16 protein-coding genes are annotated in these 21076 nt (G+C 65.1%); 10 read left to right on the forward strand and 6 right to left on the reverse strand.

The window, feature by feature from the left end:
• The first annotated feature begins 364 nt into the window (after positions 1-364).
• The 3 genes from AB6B38_RS02630 to prfB all read left to right on the forward strand — a co-directional run bounded on the left by AB6B38_RS02630 (position 365) and on the right by prfB (position 5405).
• The gene (locus AB6B38_RS02630; protein ID WP_371394165.1) at positions 365-1576 is read left to right on the forward strand and encodes an N-acetylmuramoyl-L-alanine amidase; all 1212 of its coding nucleotides are present in this window, start codon (positions 365-367) and stop codon (positions 1574-1576) included.
• Between the two features lie 123 nt (positions 1577-1699).
• Complete coding sequence (locus tag AB6B38_RS02635; RefSeq protein WP_371394167.1) at positions 1700-4183, forward strand: penicillin-binding protein 1A; 2484 nt, start codon at positions 1700-1702, stop codon at positions 4181-4183.
• Between the two features lie 102 nt (positions 4184-4285).
• Positions 4286-5405, forward strand: a protein-coding gene (prfB, locus tag AB6B38_RS02640) for a peptide chain release factor 2 (RefSeq protein ID WP_371394168.1) whose coding sequence is annotated in 2 segments (ribosomal slippage) — positions 4286-4354 and positions 4356-5405 — 1119 coding nt in all. Because the reading frame shifts where the segments join, the coding sequence is not laid out codon by codon here.
• A gap of 85 nt (positions 5406-5490) precedes the next feature.
• Here prfB and AB6B38_RS02645 read toward each other — a convergent pair.
• The 4 genes from AB6B38_RS02645 to bcp all read right to left on the reverse strand — a co-directional run bounded on the left by AB6B38_RS02645 (position 5491) and on the right by bcp (position 8707).
• The gene (locus tag AB6B38_RS02645) at positions 5491-5970 is read right to left on the reverse strand and encodes a polymer-forming cytoskeletal protein (RefSeq protein WP_371394170.1); all 480 of its coding nucleotides are present in this window, start codon (positions 5968-5970) and stop codon (positions 5491-5493) included.
• A 58-nt stretch (positions 5971-6028) separates the two neighbouring features.
• Positions 6029-7261 carry a M23 family metallopeptidase gene (locus AB6B38_RS02650; protein ID WP_371394171.1) on the reverse strand — a complete coding sequence of 411 codons (1233 nt, stop codon included), beginning with the start codon at positions 7259-7261 and terminating at the stop codon, positions 6029-6031.
• A gap of 163 nt (positions 7262-7424) precedes the next feature.
• A complete protein-coding gene (locus tag AB6B38_RS02655) occupies positions 7425-8240 on the reverse strand; it encodes a ferritin-like domain-containing protein (RefSeq protein WP_371394172.1) in 816 nt (271 codons plus the stop codon).
• Positions 8237-8707 carry a thioredoxin-dependent thiol peroxidase gene (bcp, locus tag AB6B38_RS02660; RefSeq protein WP_371394173.1) on the reverse strand — a complete coding sequence of 157 codons (471 nt, stop codon included), beginning with the start codon at positions 8705-8707 and terminating at the stop codon, positions 8237-8239. Before bcp ends, AB6B38_RS02655 begins: the two co-directional genes overlap by 4 nt.
• A gap of 102 nt (positions 8708-8809) precedes the next feature.
• Between bcp and AB6B38_RS02665 the strand changes: the two genes are divergently transcribed.
• Positions 8810-12235, forward strand: coding sequence for an AsmA-like C-terminal region-containing protein (locus AB6B38_RS02665; RefSeq protein WP_371394174.1), 3426 nt, complete (start codon positions 8810-8812; stop codon positions 12233-12235).
• Positions 12236-12307: 72 nt separating this feature from the next.
• Positions 12308-13393, forward strand: a complete 1086-nt coding sequence (gene leuB / locus AB6B38_RS02670; RefSeq protein ID WP_371395062.1) for a 3-isopropylmalate dehydrogenase — start codon at positions 12308-12310, stop codon at positions 13391-13393.
• Here leuB and AB6B38_RS02675 read toward each other — a convergent pair.
• Together AB6B38_RS02675 and AB6B38_RS02680 are read right to left on the reverse strand one after the other, a co-directional pair.
• A complete protein-coding gene (locus AB6B38_RS02675) occupies positions 13385-14083 on the reverse strand; it encodes a GntR family transcriptional regulator (RefSeq protein ID WP_371394176.1) in 699 nt (232 codons plus the stop codon). The two genes, leuB and AB6B38_RS02675, sit on opposite strands and share 9 nt — an antisense overlap.
• Positions 14080-15447, reverse strand: a complete 1368-nt coding sequence (locus tag AB6B38_RS02680; RefSeq protein ID WP_371394177.1) for a formimidoylglutamate deiminase — start codon at positions 15445-15447, stop codon at positions 14080-14082. The genes AB6B38_RS02675 and AB6B38_RS02680 overlap by 4 nt, the downstream gene beginning before the upstream one ends.
• Before the next feature lie 37 nt (positions 15448-15484).
• On the opposite strand from AB6B38_RS02680, the gene hutI reads away from it, so the two are divergent.
• From hutI to AB6B38_RS02705, 5 genes are all read left to right on the forward strand, one after another.
• Positions 15485-16714 carry an imidazolonepropionase gene (gene hutI / locus AB6B38_RS02685; RefSeq protein WP_371394178.1) on the forward strand — a complete coding sequence of 410 codons (1230 nt, stop codon included), beginning with the start codon at positions 15485-15487 and terminating at the stop codon, positions 16712-16714.
• Entirely contained in the window at positions 16708-18225 is a 1518-nt protein-coding gene (gene hutH, locus AB6B38_RS02690) for a histidine ammonia-lyase (protein WP_371394179.1), read from the forward strand. The genes hutI and hutH overlap by 7 nt, the downstream gene beginning before the upstream one ends.
• Positions 18222-19022, forward strand: a complete 801-nt coding sequence (hutG, locus tag AB6B38_RS02695; protein ID WP_371394180.1) for an N-formylglutamate deformylase — start codon at positions 18222-18224, stop codon at positions 19020-19022. The genes hutH and hutG overlap by 4 nt, the downstream gene beginning before the upstream one ends.
• Positions 19019-20698 (forward strand): urocanate hydratase, encoded by a 1680-nt coding sequence (hutU, locus tag AB6B38_RS02700; protein ID WP_371394181.1) that lies wholly within the window; start codon positions 19019-19021, stop codon positions 20696-20698. Before hutG ends, hutU begins: the two co-directional genes overlap by 4 nt.
• 139 nt (positions 20699-20837) lie before the next feature.
• Positions 20838-21002 carry a hypothetical protein gene (locus AB6B38_RS02705; RefSeq protein WP_371394182.1) on the forward strand — a complete coding sequence of 55 codons (165 nt, stop codon included), beginning with the start codon at positions 20838-20840 and terminating at the stop codon, positions 21000-21002.
• Positions 21003-21076 lie beyond the last annotated feature (74 nt).

Raw genomic sequence — 21076 nt, forward strand, 5'->3', positions numbered from 1 at the left:
GCGGTCCGCGGCGTCTGCCCGGTAAATCTTTGCTGCCCCGTTGATCCGCTGCGCGAGCCAGCGACGTATCGCCAGGCTCCCGGTCGCGCGGGGCGAGGTAGTGAAGCGTGTCAGGCGCCAGCAATTGCCGGACTGGCTGACAGCGTTATCAACACCGAAGCACACCATGCACCATTCGCTCCGGGATGAAAAGCAAGCTTATCCGTGCTAGCCAGCAATTATCGTTACGCGCTGGTAACCGAATCGAAACCGGGGCGGGCTATTCTCTGTATGAGACCTGCGTTCAAGCAGGCCGGCTGAGGGTGTGCTACAGAGGGTGATGACGGTGGCGGTTATCAATGGACTATCGGGTCTGAAGGCATGCATGGCGGCGCTGCTCGTCATGGTGGCCAGCGGCTTTGCCCATGCAGATTCCATTACCGCCGTGCGCTTTGGCGTGCACGACACCCATACCCGCATCGTGATCGAGACCCGCTCCGAGATGGAGTTTCGCGCCTTCACCTCTGGCGAGGTGTCGCCGCGCCTGATCGTTGATATTCCGGGCGCAGGCTGGGCGGTCAGCGGTCTCGATGGCCGGCAGGGGCAGGGCCACGGGCTCGCCGGACGGTTCCGCTTCGACCCCGCTGCGCAGACGCCGCGCCTGATTTTCGATCTGACCGAGAGCGCGCAGGTGCGCGAGAGCTTCGCCCTCCCGCCGGGCGAGGGCGGCTATCGTATCGTGATTGACATTGAACCGGCACCGGCGGCGGTGATGACGGCCAGCTCCGGCTTTGACGTCACCGATCACACCATCACCCAGTATCTCGCCGAACGTGTGCAGGTATCTTACGTGCCGCCGCGCTGTGAGCGCCCGCGCATCGTGATTGATCCGGGCCATGGCGGACGTGACCCGGGCGCGCCGGGCCGGTTTGGCGGCGTATCGGAATCCCATCTGGCGCTGGCGGCCGGGCTGGCGCTGCGCGATATTCTCAATGCCCGTGGCCGTTATGAAGTCATTATGACGCGCGACCGCGATATTTTTCTGGAGCTTGATGAGCGTATCCAGGTCGCCCGCCGGGCGCAGGCAGACATCTTCATCTCGCTGCACGCCGATGCCGCGCCCAACAGCGCGACCGGCCCGCGCGGCGCGGCTGTCTACACACTGTCTGACTCCGGTACCAACCGCGCGCGCAACCGGGCGCGTCAGGACGGTGAGTGGCTGCAGACCAGCGCGGCGCGCACCGAGCAGGTCAACAATCTGCTGCTGGAAATGTCGCTGCAAGAAAAGCGCAACCAGTCGCTTATCTTCGCCGCCTCCATTCTGGAGACCTCTTCGGCGATCACGCCGCTCTTCCGCCGCGAGCCGCTGGAGCGCGGCTTCTGGGTGCTGCTGGATTCCCAGATCCCCGCCGTCCTGTTCGAGATGGGCTTTATGACCAACCCCGACGACTCGCGTAATCTGAACACTCCGGCCTATCGCCAGCGGCTGATGGCGGCGGTGGCGGACTCCATCGATGCCTATTTCGCAGTCTGCAATAATACCGGCCCGGTCCGCACCGCAGCTGCTGGCAATTCAGGCGGCCCGGCGCTGCGCTGACCTTCCGCCCTGAAACCGGCTTGGACGTATCGGCCTCATCAGGCCATAATGCCGCCGCAGTGAGGGGCATGGTCTGCAGCCCTGCCAGACAGGCAGGCAGCATCGACTGGACAGGCGGAATACATGGCAGTCTTCAGCGTGAAAAACTTCGGCAAGCTGGCTCTCTGGGCAGGCTCGACCATTGCGGTTGTCGGCATTGTGGCTCTGGTCGCGGTGTCCATCTACGTCGCGCGGGTCACCGAAGACTTGCCTGATTACGCGCAGCTGGCCGAGTATGAACCGCCGATTATGAGCCGCATGCATGCCGGCGACGGGCTGCTGATCGCCGAATATGCGTTTGAGCGCCGCGTTTTCGTGCCGATCGAGGCGATCCCGCCCCAGGTCCTGAACGCCTTCCTCGCGGCAGAGGATGCCAATTTCTATAATCATAGCGGCATCGACCTGATGGGGCTGGTGCGCGCTGCCGTGTCCAATATCGGCAATATTATCAATGGACGCCGTCTTGAGGGCGGTTCGACCATCACCCAGCAGGTGGCCAAGAACTTCCTGCTCTCCTCCGAGCAGCGTGTAGCGCGTAAAGTTCAGGAAATGGTGCTGGCCATGCGCATGGAGCGGGCCTTCACCAAGGACCGCATACTGGAGCTGTATCTCAACGAGATTTTCCTCGGTAACCGCGCCTATGGCGTGGCAGCGGCCGCGCTGAACTATTTCGACAGCTCACTCGATGAGCTGGAACTGCACGAGATCGCGTATCTCGCAGCCCTGCCCAAGGCGCCGAACAACTACCATCCGACCCGGCGCCCCGAAGCGGCCATTGGACGGCGCAACTACGTGCTCGCCCGCATGCACGTGAACGGCTTCATCACGGAAGCAGAGATGCGCGAAGCGCAGGCCCAGCCGCTCGAAACGGTCAGCCGTCTGCAGGGCGAAACCTATCTGGCGGCGGAGTATTTCGTCGAGGAAGTGCGCCGCGAACTCTTCAACATGTATGGCGAGGAGCAGCTTTACTCCGGCGGCCTGTCGGTGCGCACCTCGCTCGATACCCGCGCCCAGCTGGCCGCCCGCTCGGCGCTGCGTGCGGGCCTGCTGGAATATGACCGGCGCTACGGCTATCGCGGCCCGCTCACCACGCTGGAGAACTTTGACGCCTGGCCGGAACAACTGGCCGAAGTCGAGGTGCCGCGCGATCTCGACGAGGGCTGGACCCATGCTGTCGTGCTGGAAGTGCGCGATGGTGACGTGCTGATCGGCACGGTCGACCGCGCACGCGGCTCCATTCCGCTGTCCGAATTGCGCTGGGCGCGCCGCCCGTCCCGGCGCTCGTCTGATAATTTCCCGGCTCTGGGTGCTGCCATTCAACGCCCGTCCGACGTGCTGGAACTGGGCGATGTGGTACTGGTCGAGCGCCTGTCGGAAGAGGGCGAGGAATACGCCCTGCGCCAGGTGCCCGAAGTGAACGGCGCGGTGATGGCGCTTGATCCCTATACCGGCCGGGTGCTGGCCATGATTGGCGGCTATTCCTTCCAGCACAGCCAGTTCAATCGCGCCACGCAGGCGCGCCGTCAGCCCGGCTCTTCGTTCAAGCCCTTTGTCTATGCCGCCGCGCTGGACAATGGCTTCACGCCCGCCAGCATCATTCTGGATGCGCCGTTCGCGGCCACAGGCGGCGGGGACAACCGCTTCTACCGCCCGTCCAATTATTCCGACCGGTTCTACGGACCTTCCACAATGCGTCTGGGGCTGGAGCTCTCGCGTAACGTGATGACGGTGCGGCTGGCGCAGGATACCGGCATGCAGCCCATTGCCGAATATGCCGAGCGCTTCGGGATTTACGACCGGATGGATCCGGTCCTGGCCATGTCGCTGGGTGCGGGCGAGACCACGCTGTGGCGGCTGATGAGCGCCTATGGCGCGCTGGTCAATGGCGGACGGCGCGTGACGCCGACCCTGATCGACCGGGTACAGGACCGCACCGGACAGACCATTTTCGTGCACGACGAGCGCGAATGCGTGCAATGCGATGTGGAGGAATGGACAGACGGGCTTGCCGAGCCGGAGCTGGCCGAGTTGGGTGAAGAGGTTGTCGACCCGGTAACCGCCTATCAGGTCGTCTCCATGCTGGAGGGCGCGGTGCGCCGCGGTACCGGCAGCGCACTCAACGCGCTCGGCCGCCCGGTAGCGGGCAAGACCGGCACCACGAACGAGTTCCGCGATGCCTGGTTTGTCGGTTTCACGCCGGACCTGGTGGTCGGCGTCTATGTCGGCTTTGATACGCCGGCGCCGCTGGGTTCCGGCGAGGCTGGCGGCCGGGCCGCTGCCCCGATTGCGCGCGATGCATTTGCGCCCATTCTGGAAGACTATCCGGTCGCGCCGTTCCGTGTGCCCGAAGGGGTGCGCCTCGTGCCTATTGATGCGCGGTCGGGCGAGCCGTCCGTGCTGGGCCGTCCAGGCGTGATCCTGGAGGCATTCCGTCCGGGGACCGAGCCGGTACGCGGGGCCAGCCGCGAGGAAGAGACGCTCAGCTTTGGCACGGGCCGTCTGCGTGACAGCGATGGCGAGAGCGGCGAATCCGGTGAGGTGGTCGACACGCTGGACGGAATCTACTAGCCGGTACAACTGCGGGCCTTGTCTGGCGTGGCCAGCTTGGCTATGCGCCAGTCAGCCCGCCTTCAGGCACTTTTCCTTTTGCAGCATTACAGGTCCCCTCCCATGCGCGCCGATATTGCGTCCTTGAAAACCTCCATCGAGCAGTCAGTGGAACTGCTGAGGAGGCGTCTTTGACTGGGATCAGGCTGAAGCACGCCTCGACGAGCTGAACGCACGCGCCGAGGCGCCTGATTTCTGGAATGACGCGGCGCGCGCGCAGAGCCTGATGCGCGAACGCAATGCACTCGACCGGCAGATGACCAAGGTGCGCGAGATCGAAGCCGAACTCGCCGACACGCTGGAGCTGGCCGAACTGGCTGACAGCGAAGGCGATGACGACCTCTATGGCGAGGCCGTCACCGCGCTGAAGGCGCTTCAGGAGCGTGCCGGCCGGGCGGAGCTGGAAGCCCTGCTGTCGGGTGAGGCTGACGCCAATGACTGCTATGTCGAGATACATCCCGGCGCGGGTGGTACCGAGGCGCAGGACTGGGCCGCCATGCTGACGCGCATGTACACGCGCTGGGCCAATGCGTCCGGCTACAAGGTGGAGGTGATCGAGGAGCAGGCCGGCGAGGAAGCCGGGCTGAAATCGGCAACCCTGCTTATCAAGGGCGAAAACGCCTATGGCTGGCTGAAAACCGAAGCCGGGGTGCACCGTCTGGTGCGTATCTCGCCCTTTGACAGCTCAGGGCGCCGCCATACCAGCTTTGCCAGTGTCTGGGTCTATCCGCTGATCGACGACACGATCGAAATCGAGATACTCGACAAGGATGTGCGCACCGATACCTTCCGGGCTTCAGGGGCGGGCGGCCAGCACGTCAACAAGACCGACAGCGCGATCCGCCTGACCCACGAGCCCACAGGCATCGTGGTGCAGTGCCAGGCCGACCGTTCCCAGCACAAGAACCGCGAAACCGCGTGGAACATGCTGCGCGCGCGCCTCTATGAGCTGGAGCTGCAAAAGCGTGAGGCAGCGGCGCAGGCCGAAGCCGACGCCAAGACCGATATCGGCTGGGGCCACCAGATCCGCTCCTACGTGTTGCAGCCCTACCAGATGGTCAAGGATCTGCGCACCAGCGTGGAGACCTCCGACACGCAGGGCGTGCTGGACGGCGATCTCGATGCCTTCATGGCCGCAGCGCTGGCCGCGCGCGTCGGCGGGGAAGAGGCGGCCTCCAGCTAGGGCGTCCGGCGCATCCTTCACCGACAACGAAAAAGGGCGGCCCAACGAGGCCGCCCTTTTGTCATTCAGGTACTGAACGCCCGTGTTACGCCTTGGAGGCGAACGGATCGCTATTGGCTGCGGCTGCCGGGCGCGGAGCCGAAGCGGCAGATGCCGAGCTTGGCGGCGCAGGCGGCATGGACGCGGCCGCTTTGGGCTTGTCCTGCGAAATGGAGTCAGATGTGGCTGATTTCTTGTCCGAAAGCGGATCGGACGAACGGCGGCAATGGCCGTCGAAATAGGCGCCGCTTTCTACTGCCAGCGTGGCGTGAATGATGTCGCCTTCAATGCGCGCGGTGGCGGCCAGCTGCACCTGGCGGGCGCGCACGGAGCCCTCCACACGGCCGCGCACGACAACGCTCTCGGCGACCACTTCGCCCTTTACCGTGGCTTCCTCTCCAATGCTGAGCGAACCGGCGCGCACATCGCCTTCGACGATGCCATCAAGCTGAACCTCGCCTTCGGAGGAGATGGAGCCCGTGATCGTGAGATCAGCGCTGAGAATGGAGGGAGCTTTCGATTTCATGGCGGACCTTTTGGCTGGGGGCGGCGGGCTTCCCGTTTCCGGGGCGGGGGAGTCCTTTTTATTGAACATAATGTCCTGCTCTCAAGAAACGCTCAGGATCCAGGTGGTTACCCCTGAACCAGACTTCATAGTGAAGATGCGTCGCCGTTGACCGCCCGGTTGTGCCCATTCCCCCAAGGCGCTGGCCCGCTTCCACAACGTCACCGCGGCGGACATCAATGGTGTGCAGGTGCGCATAGCGCGTCCTGAACCCATAGCCGTGATCGATCTCCACGGTCCTACCATAGCCCGAGCGCCAGCCTGCGTAAACGACACTGCCTGCTGCGCCTGCAGTGATCGGCGTGCCGCGTGCACCGGCAAAATCACGTCCCGTGTGAAAGGCCGGACGGCGGGTGAACGGGTCAATGCGCGAGCCGTAGGGGCTGGTGTCCCGGTAGGGGCCGGATACCGGTACGTTCAGCGGGGTGGCGGCCAGGGCCCGCTCAAGCTCTTCCAGCTCCACCAGCCGCGATGCGATACGCGCCACGCGCGCATTGAAGGGATCGGACAGGTCCAGTCCTTCCCCCATCAGTGCCGAGCTGTCCAGTGCGACGAACGGACCGCCCGTGCCGCCATCGCCTGACCGTCCTTCGCGTACCACTTCTTCAAGCCGCAAACCGGTCAGCCGCAGAACGGCGCGCAGGTTTTCAAGGCGGGATTCTGCAGACTCTTCAGCCTGCGTCAGCGCAGCCTCCTGATCTGTCATCAGGCTTGCCACGCGTTCCTCGGCAGGGCTGCCATCGCCGGTATGCGCCGCTGTGCGGATAAGGGATTCACGCGGCGCGGTGTCGGCCGGGCTGGCGGCCATCAATATGCGGCCATTATCAAGGCTGGGGCTGAGCTGGCGTTCGCCAATCTGCAGGTCTTCTGCAAAATCTAGCAGGCGGCGGACTGTATCGTGGCGGACCTGAAACTCGCCGGCCGTGCGGTCAAACGCGTCGCTGCGCGATTCCAGGAAGGCAATGGCCGCTGCTTCGGCGGCGCGCGCCTCTTCCAGCTGCGCCTGATAAGCCGTGATGGTTTCGTTGAATCGGGCCGAGCGGATCATGTCCGTCCGGCTCTCCAGGATCATGTTTACAGTGGAGATGGTCAGCCATATGGCCAAGCCGCATGCGGCTGCCAGCGCACCAACCTGCATCTCGGTGGTCACGGCGAAGTATCGCACCTGACCATCACTGCGATGGTATATCTGCCGGTCCGGGAAGCGTTGCCTTATCAGCTCCCATGGGCCGGCGAGAAGACGTTTCACCATGCGCTCCCGCCCGGTTTTTCGTTGAAATCCCGCCTCGAAGACGAAACACTCGCACAGTAACGTGACGGTTTTCAACCAGTTCGATGCAATCGGATGCAACCTTCGGGCCGCATCTGCGTTAGGCGCAATTAAATCTTTTTTAATTCAATGTCTTAACGGCTCATTACGGAAGCAGCGCTTCGTAGAAGTCCGCTTCGAGTCCCGCTTCGGCGCGGGCCAGGGCATTAACGGGCAGTTTCAACCCGCCGGGGAATCGTTCCCGGACGAGACGGTGGAACGTCTCGCGCGGGTTCTGCCCGCGATGTGCGCAGACATGGTCCAGCCAGCGCCGGCCGGCCGCGACATGGCTGATTTCCTCGTTGTAGATGACCGTCAGGATGTCAGCGCTGGCTTGATCCCCGGCCGATTGCAGGCGTTCGATCATGCCCGGTGTCACATCCAGCCCGCGCGCCTCCAGCACCAGAGGCGCGATGGCAAGGCGCGCCGCAATGTCGTCGGAAGTCGCCATGGCCGCAGACCACAGACCGTCATGGGCGTCCAGATCACCATAGGCCGTGCCTAGCTCTGACAACCGGTCACTGACCATCGCGAAATGGCGCGCCTCGTCATCGCCGACGCCGATCCAGTCGGTCAGGAAGGCTTGCCGGGCCGCCTCGTCCAGTTCAGGCGCGCCGCCAAAGCGCACCGCCATGTCAAAGGCCAGATCAATGGCGTTGAACTCGATATGGGCGACCGCATGCAGCAGAGCCGCGCGCCCGGCCTCACTGTTCAGGCGGCGGCGTGGCACGCGCGCAGGGGGTACCAGATGCGGACGCTCCGGCCGGGCCGGGCGTTCAGGCACGGTCCCGTCCCAGTCCGGGGCATGGGACAGCGCGCCGCTCCGCCAGGCCGACGCGATTTCGCGTGCGCGCGCCGCCTTGGCTGCCGGGTCTGCCGTCAACAGGACCGAAACGGCCGCATCCTGAACCGATTGCGTCACGAGCCGGATTTCACCGTGTCCAGCACTTCTTCGACATGGCCGGGCACCTTCACCTTGCGCCAGACCGCTTTCAGCGTGCCGTCCGGGCCGATCAGGAAGGTGGAGCGCTCAATGCCCCAATAGGTCTTGCCGTACATCTGCTTTTCCCGCCAGACGCCGTAGCGTTCGGTCACGTCGCCGTCGGCGTCGGAAGCCAGGATAACGGACAGTTCATGCTTGGCGCGGAACTTGCCATGCTTGGCTGTGGTATCTTTCGATACACCGACCACAACTGCACCTGCCGCCTCGAACTCGTCAATTTTATCGCTAAACCCGATTGCTTCCTTTGTGCATCCCGGAGTGTCGTCCTTCGGGTAGAAAAAGAGAACCACGCTCTTGCCCTTGAAGTCAGATAACGAGACCGTGCCTGCGCTGTCGGTCGGCATCGAGAAATCGGGGGCCGTGTCGCCGGGCTTCAGGGTGCTCAATGATCTGCTCCTTGGATGGCTGAATGGGGTGGCAATGGATGTCAGGGCAAATGTGGGTGCCCGGACGCGTCCGTCCAGTAGTCTGCTGACATACAGGTGCCCGTGCTAGTCCGAAGCGCCCGACTTTTCCTGATCTACACGCTGGAGGCTGTCGCCGTCCTGATGGCCCTCGTCATCTTCGCGGCGGCGGCGCTTTTATGGCGTCTCGCCAGCGGGCCGGTGGATGTGGACGCGCTGGCAACGGGCCTGCGCCCTGCGATTGCCACCGCTCTGGGCGGTGAAGAGGCAAGCTATGGCCGCGCCAGCGTCCGCTTTGCGCCCGACACCCGCGCCCTGGTCGTCGATATGCGCGAGCTTGAGGTCGCCGGGGCAGGGGGCGAGGTGCTGGCCACTGCAGAGCGGGTGGAACTCGCGCTGGCGCTGGACCAGCTTGTCATAGGCCGTATCCGCCCGGTGGAGATCAGCGCGGTCGGCGGCGTGTTCACCGTGCGGCGCGATGCCTCAGGCGTGGTAAGCGCCTCTATCGGCGGGCGTACCGCGCAGGCTGGCGAGGCGGGTAATGATGGTGCAGCCCGCGCCGTTCTGGGCCGGCTGCAGAGCGCGCGTATCAGCGGCGCTGAACTGCGCGTTGACGACGCGATCAGCGGGCTTTCGGCGCGGTTTTCCGGGGCAGAACTGGCTGTCGAACGCGATGGGCGTGCCTTGCGGGTTTCCTCGCAGGCGGGCTTTCTGGCACCGGGCGGGGCCGTGCCGGTAGCCATCGAGCTGGAGACAGGGTCCAGCTTCGAGACCATATTTCTTGCCGTCTCCGCTCAGGGTCTCGTTCCCTCCACGCTCGGCAATCTCCATGGCAGCTGGGCGCAGCTGGCCGCGTTCGATCTGCCGCTGGATTTCGATCTTGTGCTCGATGCCAGCCGCGCGGGCGGTTTGAGGGCTGTTGAGCTCAATCTCGATGCCGGTGAGGGTCTTTTCCGTAGCGCCGATGGCCCGCTGGATATCCGGTCCGGCCATGTCAGCGCCTCGCTGGATGCTGCGGAAGGTGAGCTGGATCTGCGCCAGCTAGCCTTTGACAGTGATCTGCTGACGCTAAACGCGTCAGGCCGGCTTTTCGGGTTCGCCGGATATGACAGCGTGCTGCCGTCGCGCGCGCGCTTCGAGCTGTCGCTGGGGGAGGGCGCGCTGGTTCTGCCGAACACGCTTCCAGGCCCGGTCGAGTGGTCGCGCGGCGAGTTCGCAGGGCGTATGGATACCCAGTCCCTGGAGCTCGTTATCGACAGCGCCGAGGCGGAGCTTCTCGATATCGTGGCGCGGTTTTCAGCGCGGCTGGGGCTTGATGAAACGGCTGAAGGGCGCCGCCCCGCCATCCAGCTTGAGGGTGAAGCCGAGGGCGTCGTGCGCAAGGAGGCGGTGCTGGCCCTGTGGCCGGTGGAGTTTGCGCTGGGCGGACGCGACTGGGTCGAGGCCAATGTGCTGGCTGGTGAGGCACGCAATGTGCGCGCCGACATCAACATACCCGCCGAAGCCTTCAATGCCGGCATGCTGGACGATGATGACCTGTCGGTGACGTTTGACTATTCCGGCGCCACGGCCCGCTACATCTCCACCATGACACCATTGACGGGGCTTTCCGGGTCGGCAGTGCTGCGCGGCAACGGCCTCAGCCTGACGGGGCGGTCGGGGCGGATCGACGCGCTGGAGATCGACACGCTTTTTGTGGAGATACCACGGTTCAATCCGCGCGGCGCGCCGGCCCGGTTTGGCGGCGAGGGACGCGGGTCACTCTCCGGCCTGGTGGCCCTGCTGGACCAGCCGCCGCTGAACCTTGCCAGCGATTACGGGCTGGACCCGCTCACGCTTGAAGGCGAAGGCGCGGTGCGCTTCGAGATCACCCGCCCGATGCTGCGTGACGTGCCTTACGAGGATATCGGGTTTGATGTGTCTGGCCGGTTTGCCGGTGCCGCCGGTCCCAGCGGCCTTGGCGAGGTGCGCTTCACCGATGGCGATATCAGCTTCCACGCCGACAGTGCAGGTCTTGAAGCCAGCGGGGATGTGCGTATCGGGCGTTCAATGGCGCGGCTGGAATGGCACGAGCGCTTCCAGACGCCCGAAGGTGAGCTGGGTACACGCGTACGCATCGTCTCAGAGGCTGATGCGCGCGATCTTGATCTGGCCGGCATACCGGCGCGCGGCATCATTGATGGCCAGATCGGCCTGGATGCGACCTTTGCCGGTAATGGCTTTGATTTCTCCCGCTATGTGGTGATGGGCGACCTTACCGACGCCGCTCTGGAGCTGCCGGAGAATTTGTGGACCAAGCCGCGCGGCATGCCCGCCGCACTGGAAATGGTGGCGGTGCGCTCGGCCAGCGGCGGGCTTGATATCAGCCGGCTGGCCGTGCTGGGCGACGATCTCGATATCCGCGGGCAGGCCAGCCTTGCGGCGGACGGATTGCTGCTCAGTGCCGGGTTTGAACGGGTGATTATCGGCGGACGCTCCGACCTGTCGATAAGCGCTAACCGGCCCGAAGGCAGTGATGGCGCGCTGGATATCCGTATTACCGGGCGCTTCCTTGATGCCAGCGATCTGATTTCCAATCTTGTGTCCGGCACGCTGTTCAGCGGGGAGGGCGCAGGGGCCGTATCGCTGCTGGCCGATGTGGAGACGGTTCAGGCAGGAGCGGTGCGCTATGGCGCCGTCGGCCTGGCGCTGGAAGCTGATGAGCAGGGCCTGCAGCGGCTGAACCTGCAGGCCGCCCTGCCAAGGGGGCCGGTATCGCTGTCCGTCGCCCCTCGGCCTGACGGAACGCGGCTGCTGTCCGCGCAGAGCGCCGATGCCGGCGCGGTGCTCTCGACGCTGGGCGGGTTTGGCACGATCACAGGCGGAACGATGGAGCTGGACGGCGTGCTGCCACCAGCTGGCATGCCGGGCGGTGTGCAGGGCCGCCTGCTGGCGAACGGATTCCGGCTGGAGCAGATGCCGCTGCTGGCGCGCATCCTGGCCGCCGGTTCGCTGGAAGGGCTGGGCAGCCTGCTTTCCGGGCAGGGTGTCGATTTTGAACGCCTCGAGGTGGATTACGCCTTTGCCGACGGCCTGCTGGAAATGCGTCAGGGCCGCGTTGCCGGGCCGTCGCTGGGCCTGACCTGGACCGGGGTGGTCGATACGGCTGGCGAGCGCCTGAACCTGTCTGGCACGATACTGCCCTCCTACGGGATCAACTCGATACTGGGCAATCTGCCGCTTGTCGGCGAGTTGCTCACCTCTCGCCGGGGTGAAGGCGTTGTGGGCGTGACCTTTACCGCCGAGGGCCAGTTCAACGCCACGCGCGTCAGTGCCAATCCGCTGTCGGCGCTGGCTCCGGGCGTATTCCGGCGCATGTTTGAGGGAACATCGGCGCTGCGCGAGCTGGATGCGCTGGAAGCACGCCGCAGGGAAGGGGCCATGGAATCCAGCCAGCCGGGTATCGGCAGCGATGATGAAGGCGATGCCGGTGAAGAGGATGGCGAAGAGGACGGTGACGAGGACGGCTGAGCCGCACGTGCTGCGCTTGCGAAAACCTTCCGTGTCGCGCAGGTTTGCCCGGCATGATTGCAAGGCGGGATTCTGATGAAGTTGCTATTACTGCCCGGCGACGGGATTGGCCCCGAAGTGCTGGCCGAAGTCCGGCGCGTTATTGACACGCTCAACGCCCATCACGGTCTTGGCCTGAACGTGGAGAACGGTGACATAGGCGGGGCTTCGCTGGACCGGCACGGCACGCCGCTGGCACCACACGTCCTTGAAATGGCCAAAGCCAGCGACGCAGTGCTGATGGGCGCTGTGGGCGGGCCGAAATGGCAGAGCGTGTCCTACGAACTGCGCCCCGAACAGGGACTGCTCAATCTGCGCAAAGGGCTGGGCCTCTATGCCAATCTGCGCCCGGCCTTCTGCTTCCCGGCGCTGGCGGATGCCTCCACGCTTAAACGCGACGTGATTGACGGCCTCGACATTCTCTTTGTGCGCGAGCTGATCGGCGGGGTGTATTTCGGCGAGCCGCGCGGCATCGAAACGCTGCCCGACGGCACGAAGCGCGGCTTCAACACGCAAAGCTATACCACGCCCGAGATCGAGCGCGTCGCGCGCACCGCCTTCGATCTGGCCCGCCAGCGCGAGGGCAGGGTGTGCTCGGTGGAAAAGGCCAATGTGATGGAGTCCGGACTGCTCTGGCGCGAGACCGTCGCCGCCCTGCACGCGCGCGAATATGACGATGTGGCGCTGTCCCACATGTATGCCGATAACTGCGCGATGCAGCTCGTGCGCGATCCGCGTCAGTTTGACGTGATCCTCACCGATAATCTGTTTGGCGACATTCTCTCCGATGCGGCGGCCATGCTGACCGGATCGCTGGGCATGCTGCCATCTGCCGCGCTGGGAGAGCCGGGCATGCCGGGGCTCTACGAACCGATCCACGGCTCCGCGCCGGACATTGCGGGCAAGGGCATCGCCAATCCGTGCGCGGCGATCCTCAGCCTTGCCATGGCACTGCGCTACCAGCTGCGCCGGCCGGACCTGGCAGACCTGACCGAAAAGGCCGTGAGCGATGTGCTCGACGCCGGTTACCGCACAGGCGATCTGCTGGGCGGCGAAGATACGCGCCTTGTCGGCACCGAGGGCATGGGCCGCGCGATTACCGAGCGGCTGTCAGCCTAGCGTCGTGGTGAGGCGATAGCCCGGCGCGTAGGTCAGCGTGACGGCGGTAACGGCGGCATCGTCGGTACGCGTGATGCGCTCCACGCCAAAAACGGCGCTACCCCGCGCGCAGCCCAGCCGGGAGGCGAGGGCGGTATCGGCCTTGCGGGCCTGAAAGCTCAGCTCCCCGCCCGTAAACGGCACATTGCGCACCAGCCATTCATTGGCGCTGGAGGCGGCGAAGTCTGCGCGTTCCTTTGGCACCAGATCCGGGTTCAGCCAGCGGTCCTCCAGGCAGAAGGGCCGCTTGCCCGCGCTGTGCAGGGCAATGACGCGCCGCCAGCGCGTGCCGCGCGGCTGGTCCAGCGTGGCGGCTAGGTGATCGGGCAGGCGCTCTGTGCGGTCTTCCAGCAGCGTGTAGCCATAGCTGGCGCCAGACTGCTCCACCTCATGGCGGATAATGGCAATGTCAAAGACCGCGCGGCGCACCGGCGTTTCGGTGACCCGCGTGCCGCCCTTGCGCCGCCGGTCGAGATAGCCGGCCTCTGCCAGATCACGCAGCGCCCGGTTCACCGTGGCGCGGGCGCAGCCCAGCTCCTGCGCTATCTCGGCCTCTTTGGGGATCAGCGCGCCCGGCGGCCATTCGCGCGTGCGGATGCGCCGCAAGGCTTCTGCCCGCACGCTTTGCCACGCATAGGCGCTGGCGCTCACAGCCGCGCTCCCAGACGCCGGATCGTGGCGCGATAGCGCCCGGTAATCGCGTCATGGGCGATATGACGGCCGCCCTGTACCTGATGACGGCCTGCGGCCCAGACATCGCTGACCATGTTGTCATCGCCCGCGAATACCCAGCTATCGATCGTGAGATCGCCGGAGCGCCCTTCCAGCGTGATATGGCCGGTATCGAGCGCCACGAGGTCGGCCAGCTTGCCCGCAGCGATCACGCCCGCTTCGCGCCCTGCCGCCTGCGCGCCGCCTCGTGCCACGCCTTCCAGCAGCACCCGCCCGGCGGACTTTTCGCGCGTGGCAAGCGCCGCCCGGCTGCGGTCGCGCAAGCGCTGGGAGTATTCAAGCTGGCGCAATTCCTCTGACAGGGAGATGCGCACATTGCTGTCGGACCCAACGCCGAACCGGCCACCAGCCTCCAGCCATGTTGTGCCGTTGAAAATGCCGTCGCCCAGATTGCCTTCAGTGATCGGGCACAGGCCCGCCACCGCGCCAGTGCGGGCCAGCGCGCGCGTCTCTTCATCTGTCATCTGCGTGCAGTGGATGAGGCACCAGCGCGCGTCCACGTCTGCATTGGCCAGCAGCCATTCAGTGGGCCGTGCGCCGTAAGACGCCAGCACCTCCTCCACCTCGCCGGTCTGCTCGGCCAGATGCATGTGCAGCGGCGCACCCGGCGCAAGCGCTATACAGGCAGCCAGCCCTTCACGGCTGACCGCGCGCAGCGAATGCGCGGAAATGCCCAGCCTTGTGTCGGCGGGCAGAGGCTTTACAGCGTCGCTGGCTGAGTCAACAAGGCGCTCAAACCGGCTGACATCATTGCCGAAACGGATCTGGCCTGCGCCCAGCGGGCGGCCATCGCACCCGCCCTGCTGGTAAAGCACCGGCAGCAGGGTGAGGCCCACACCGGTCTGGCTGGCCGCTGCTGCGATGCGGTGGCTCATCTCGCCCAGATTGTCATAGGCCGCGCCATCGGGGCCGTGATGGAGATAGTGAAACTCCACATTGGTGGCGTAGCCGGCCTCCAGCATTTCCATCTGAACGAAGGCGGCAATCGCCTCCACATCATCAGGGGTGAGGGCATCGAGAAAGGCGTACATCGCCTTGCGCCACGTCCAGAAATTGTCCGACGGGTCGGCGCCCCGGCGTTCGGTCAGGCCCGCCATCGCCCGCTGGAAGGCGTGGGAGTGCAGGTTTGCGGGTGCGGGCAGCAGGATTCCGGTGCGGTAATCGCCACTCTGAGGGGTAGCGCCTGCCTCTATTGAGGTAATGCGGCCGCCGTCCAGTACCACGCGTACATCGCGCGCCCAGCCGGTTTCCAGAAGTGCTTCGCCCGCGTGAATGACGCCCATGCCCGCTCCGTTGACTCGCATAATAAGTCTATACTTAATGAGCCGGCTTGCAGGAGGAATCAAGGTGGAACACGCCCGCACCCATGTGCTGACCGGCGCCAGGCTCGCCGTCACGGCAGAGCCGGTAAGCGGTGCCGGTGCCATCGTCATTGAGGGCGAGCGGATTGCGTGGGCAGGGCCTGAGGGTGATTTGCCGGGCGCATACCAGAATGCTTCCACGCGTGATCTGGAGGGGCGTCTGGTGACGCCTGCGCTGATCGACTGCCACACCCATCTCGTTCATGGCGGCAACCGCACGCGCGAGTTCGAGCTGCGCCTTGAGGGCGCGAGCTATGAGGAAATCGCGCGGGCAGGGGGCGGCATCGTCTCCACCGTTACGGCGACGCGCGGCGCTGGCGAAGCGCAACTTCTCGCCGAAGCCCTGCCGCGTCTTGATGCGCTGCTGGCAGAAGGGGTAGCGACGGTAGAGATCAAATCCGGCTATGGCCTCGATATCGAGACCGAGCTGGCCATGCTGCGGGTGGCGCGCGCACTGGAGCGTGAGCGACCCGTTACCATCCGCACCAGCTTCCTTGGCGCGCATGCCATCCCGGCGGAATACAAGGGCCGGGCGGATGCCTATCTCGATGAGGTGTGCCTGCCCGCCTTGCGTGCCGCGCACGCCGAGGGCCTAGCCGATGCGGTGGACGGGTTCTGCGAGAATATCGCCTTCAGCGCGGACCAGATCGAGCGTGTGTTCGCTGAAGCCAAGACGCTGGGCCTGCCCGTAAAGCTGCATGCCGAGCAGCTCTCCCAGCAGGGCGGCACACAGCTTGCCGCGCGCTATGGCGCGCTGTCGGCAGATCATCTCGAATACGCCGATGAGGACGATGCGAAGGCCATGGCGAAGGCCGGCATGGTCGCCGTGCTGCTGCCCGGTGCCTTCTACTTCCTGCGCGAGACCAAGCTGCCGCCCATCGCCGCACTGCGCCAGCATGGCGTGCCCATGGCGCTGGCGACGGACTGCAATCCCGGCTCCTCGCCCCTGACGTCCCTGCTCCTGGCGATGAATATGGGCTGCACGCTCTTCCGCCTGACGCCGGACGAGGCACTGCGCGGTGTGACGCTGAATGCGGCGAAGGCGCTGGGTCTTGATGACCGGGGCCTCATCGCGCCCGGCAAGCGCGCCGACCTTGCCATCTGGGATGCTGAAATTCCTGCCGAACTCGCCGGGCGTATCGGCTTCAACCCGCTCCACCAACGCATTTTCGGAGGCCGCCCATGCTGACGCTCATTCCCGGCTCGGTCCGCCTCGCTGATCTCGAACGTATCTGGCGCGAGGGCCTGCCCGCCCGCCTCGATCCATCCGCCCGCGAGGGCGTGGAAGCCTCTGCTGCGCGTGTGGCGCAAGCGGCGCAAGGCGCGGAAGCGGTTTACGGCGTCAATACCGGCTTTGGAAAGCTCGCCCATGTGAAGATCGCTGCGGGCGATACGCGTACCCTCCAGCGCAATCTCATCCTCTCCCATTGCTGCGGGGTGGGGGACGAGACAGAGCCTGCAACCGTGCGCCTGATGATGGCGCTGAAGCTCTTAAGCCTCGGGCGCGGCGCGTCCGGCGTGCGCTGGGCGCTGATCGCGCTCATCGAAGCCATGCTGGAAAAGGGCGTCACGCCCGTCATCCCCTTGCAGGGCTCGGTTGGCGCGTCGGGTGATCTCGCCCCGCTGGCCCACATGGCCGCCGTATTGATCGGGGAGGGCGAAGCGATCCATGCGGGCAAGCGCCTGCCCGGTGCGCAGGCACTCAGTGCAGCGGGCCTGACTCCAATAGTGCTGGAGGCCAAGGAGGGGCTTGCCCTCATCAACGGCACGCAATTCTCCACCGCCATGGCGCTCGCGGGTCTGTTTGATGCGTTGCGCCTGACCGCCAATGCCGTGCTCACTTCCTGCCTCTCCACTGATGCGGCGATGGGCTCCACCGCGCCCTTGCATCCGCAAATCCACGCCCTGCGGGGCCATCGCGGACAGATAGAGGTGGCCGAGCGCATGCGCGCGCTGATGGACGGCTCGCAGATACGCGACAGCCATCGCGAGGATGATACGCGCGTGCAGGACCCGTACTGTATACGCTGCCAGCCGCAGGTGGCGGGCGCGGCGCTGGATCTCTTACGCCAGGCGGGCGCGACGCTGGAGATCGAAGCCAACGCCGTCACCGACAATCCGCTGGTGCTGGATGATGCCATCGTTTCGGGTGGCAATTTTCACGCAGAGCCGGTGGCCTTCGCCGCCGACATGATCGCGCTGGCAATCGCCGAAGTCGGCGCGATTGCCCAGCGGCGCATCGCGCTTCTGGTTGATCCGAACCTCAATCACGATCTACCGCCCTTCCTCACCCCCGCACCGGGCCTGAATTCCGGTTACATGATCGCGGAAGTGACCACCGCCGCCCTGATGAGCGAGAACAAGCATCTGGCCAATCCGTGTTCGACCGATTCAACGCCCACCTCCGCCAATCAGGAAGATCATGTGTCGATGGCGGCCCACGCCGCCGTGCGCCTGATGCGCATGAACGCGAACCTTGCCCGCATCCTTGCCGTCGAGGCGATGAGCGCGGCGCAGGGCATCGCCTTCCGTGCGCCCTTGCAGACCTCACCTAAGCTTCTCGCGGCGATTGAGGCGCTGCGCGCGGACGTGCCGGTGCTGGAAGCCGACCGCTATATGGCGGGCGATATTGAGCGCGCCGCAGAGCTGGTGCGCTCCGGTGCGCTCATTCAGGCTGCCGGGCTGGAGATCGCTCCATGAACCCTGTCAGCGTCAAGGAGGGGATCAGCCCGGTCGTCATCGCCGTGCCGCATGCCGGCACCTGGCTACCCGAAGAGGTGCGTGCGCGGCTGAACGCGCGCGGGGCTACGCTCGCCGATACGGACTGGCATGTGGACCGGCTCTATGACGGGCTGCTTCCCGGCGCGGCCATGGTGGTGGCGAACTTCCATCGCTATGTGGTCGACCCGAACCGGCCGCCCGACGGGGCGAGCCTCTATCCCGGCCAGAACACGACCGGGCTTGTCGCGACGACTGATTTCGATGGCGAGCCCATCTGGACCGAACCGCCCACAACGGACGAGACCGCCGCGCGCGTGGCGGCCTTTCATGCGCCCTACCATGCGGCGGTTGCTGCGGCGCTGGAGGCGGCCAAAGCCCGCCATGGCGTGGCCATTCTCTATGATGCGCATTCCATCCGCTCGCGCATCCCATTTCTGTTCGATGGCACGCTGCCCGACCTCTGCATCGGCACGGCGGACGGGACTAGCTGTGATGAATCTCTGTCTGAAGCAGTGATGAAAATTGCTGGCAGTTCAAAGCGCTACAGGCATGTTCTCAATGGCCGCTTCAAGGGCGGCTGGACGACACGCCATTATGGAAAGCCCGCGAGCGGCGTCCACGCGATCCAGATGGAGCTGGCCCAGTCGGCCTATCTGAAAACCGAGGCCGCGCCCTTTGCCTATGACGACGCGAAGGCCGCGAGCCTGCGCGCAATTCTCTCCGAAATCCTGCACCGGCTGGAAGAGCTGGCGCCCGATCTGAAGGTGACACCATGAGCCAGACACGGCGCAATGCGCGCGACATCTATCCGCCCACCGGCACGACGCTGAACGCGAAAAGCTGGATGACCGAAGCGCCGCTGCGCATGCTGATGAACAATCTCCACCCGGATGTGGCCGAGAACCCGCACGAGCTGGTCGTCTATGGCGGGATTGGCCGGGCCGCGCGCAACTGGGAAGCGTTCGACGGCATCGTCGCGGCGCTTAAAGACCTCAATGAGGACGAGACCCTGCTGGTCCAGTCGGGCAAGCCTGTGGGCGTGTTCCGCACCCACGCCGATGCGCCGCGCGTGCTGATCGCCAATTCCAACCTGGTGCCGCACTGGGCCACCTGGGAGCATTTCAACGCGCTCGATAAGCAGGGCCTGATGATGTACGGCCAGATGACGGCTGGCTCGTGGATCTATATCGGCACGCAGGGCATCGTGCAGGGCACGTATGAGACCTTCGCCGAGGCTGGCCGCCAGCATTATGGCGGTGATCTCACCGGCAAATGGATACTCACCGCCGGTCTTGGCGGTATGGGCGGGGCGCAGCCGCTGGCCGCTGTCTTCGCCGGAGCTTCCTGCCTGGCCGTGGAATGCGACGAGACGCGCATCGATTTTCGCATACGCACCAGATACCTGGACGAAAAAGCGCATGACCTGGATGAGGCGCTGGAAAAGATCGCCCGCTGGACGGCAGCCGGAGAAGCCAAATCGGTCGGTCTGCTGGGCAATGCGGCGGATATCTTCCCCGAACTTGTCCGCCGCATGGAGGCCGGTGAAATCCGGCCCGACATCGTCACCGACCAGACCAGCGCACACGATCCGCTGCACGGCTATCTGCCGCAGGGCTGGAGCGTGGCCGACTGGCGCAGCAAGCAGGAAAGCGATCCCAAAGCGGTCGAGCGCGCGGCCCGCGCCAGCATGAAAACCCATGTCGCGGCCATGGTCGCCTTCCATGAGGCAGGCGTGCCGACGCTCGATTACGGCAATAATATCCGCCAGGTCGCGCTGGAGGAGGGGCTGGAGAACGCCTTCGCTTTCCCCGGTTTCGTGCCTGCCTACATTCGCCCGCTCTTCTGCCGGGGTATCGGCCCGTTCCGCTGGTGCGCGTTGTCGGGCGATCCTGAAGACATCCGCAAGACCGATGCGAAGATGAAGGAGCTGTTCCCTCAGAACACACATCTTCACCGCTGGCTCGACATGGCCGCCGAACGTATCGCGTTTCAGGGCTTGCCCGCGCGCATCTGCTGGATTGGCCTCGGCGACCGTCACAAGGCGGGCCTTGCCTTTAACGAGATGGTACGCAATGGCGAGCTGAAAGCGCCGGTGGTGATCGGACGCGACCACCTGGATAGCGGCTCAGTCGCCTCGCCCAACCGCGAGACCGAGGCGATGAAGGACGGGTCCGATGCGGTCTCTGACTGGCCGCTGCTCAATGCGCTATTGAACACCGCGTCCGGGGCGACATGGGTGAGCCTGCATCATGGGGGCGGGGTCGGCATGGGCTTCTCCCAGCATTCGGGCATGGTGATCTGCTGTGATGGCAGCGCGGACGCCGACCGGCGTCTGGAGCGCGTTTTGTGGAACGATCCCGCGACCGGCGTGATGCGCCACGCCGATGCGGGCTATGACATCGCCGCCGACTGTGCGCGCGAGCATGGCCTCAACCTGCCCGGTATTCTTTAAGCGCGAGTGATTGACAGCACGGTGGCGTCCCCGTAATGGCGAAGGCGATGCAGCAGCCCTTGCGGGCTGCATGCAGCGCCCGTCCGCCGCATGACCCCATGCGGGTAAATGAGCGGACCCTTCTGAAGAGCGATGGCACATGACCGCTATGCGGTTTTCTTCCGGTGATCCGATTGTGGACCGGCGCGCGGACTATGCAGACCAGCTTGGCGAGCGCGGTGATATCGAGGCTGCCATCGAATTGCTGGCGGGCGCGCTGGAGCTGGTACCAGCCTGGGCGGCCGGCTGGTTCCGAACTCGGTGAATTTGAGGAGGCGGCAGGACGGATTGAAGCGGCCATCGCTGCGTGGGAGCGCGCGCTTGAGATCGACCCGGCCG

The organism is Glycocaulis abyssi, from assembly GCF_041429775.1.
GTDB classification, from domain to species: Bacteria; Pseudomonadota; Alphaproteobacteria; order Caulobacterales; family Maricaulaceae; genus Glycocaulis; species Glycocaulis abyssi.

What these genes read in the sequence shown, in the direction of transcription:
- AB6B38_RS02645 (WP_371394170.1), bottom strand. Translation starts at nt 5,970, where the DNA reads ATGAAATCGAAAGCTCCCTCCATTCTCAGCGCTGATCTCACGATCACG.
- hutH (WP_371394179.1), top strand. Translation starts at nt 16,708, where the DNA reads ATGCTGACGCTCATTCCCGGCTCGGTCCGCCTCGCTGATCTCGAACGT.
- AB6B38_RS02635 (WP_371394167.1), top strand. Translation starts at nt 1,700, where the DNA reads ATGGCAGTCTTCAGCGTGAAAAACTTCGGCAAGCTGGCTCTCTGGGCA.
- hutU (WP_371394181.1), top strand. Translation starts at nt 19,019, where the DNA reads ATGAGCCAGACACGGCGCAATGCGCGCGACATCTATCCGCCCACCGGC.
- AB6B38_RS02705 (WP_371394182.1), top strand. Translation starts at nt 20,838, where the DNA reads ATGACCGCTATGCGGTTTTCTTCCGGTGATCCGATTGTGGACCGGCGC.
- AB6B38_RS02680 (WP_371394177.1), bottom strand. Translation starts at nt 15,447, where the DNA reads ATGGGCGTCATTCACGCGGGCGAAGCACTTCTGGAAACCGGCTGGGCG.
- hutI (WP_371394178.1), top strand. Translation starts at nt 15,485, where the DNA reads ATGAGCCGGCTTGCAGGAGGAATCAAGGTGGAACACGCCCGCACCCAT.
- hutG (WP_371394180.1), top strand. Translation starts at nt 18,222, where the DNA reads ATGAACCCTGTCAGCGTCAAGGAGGGGATCAGCCCGGTCGTCATCGCC.
- AB6B38_RS02650 (WP_371394171.1), bottom strand. Translation starts at nt 7,261, where the DNA reads ATGGTGAAACGTCTTCTCGCCGGCCCATGGGAGCTGATAAGGCAACGC.
- AB6B38_RS02630 (WP_371394165.1), top strand. Translation starts at nt 365, where the DNA reads ATGGCGGCGCTGCTCGTCATGGTGGCCAGCGGCTTTGCCCATGCAGAT.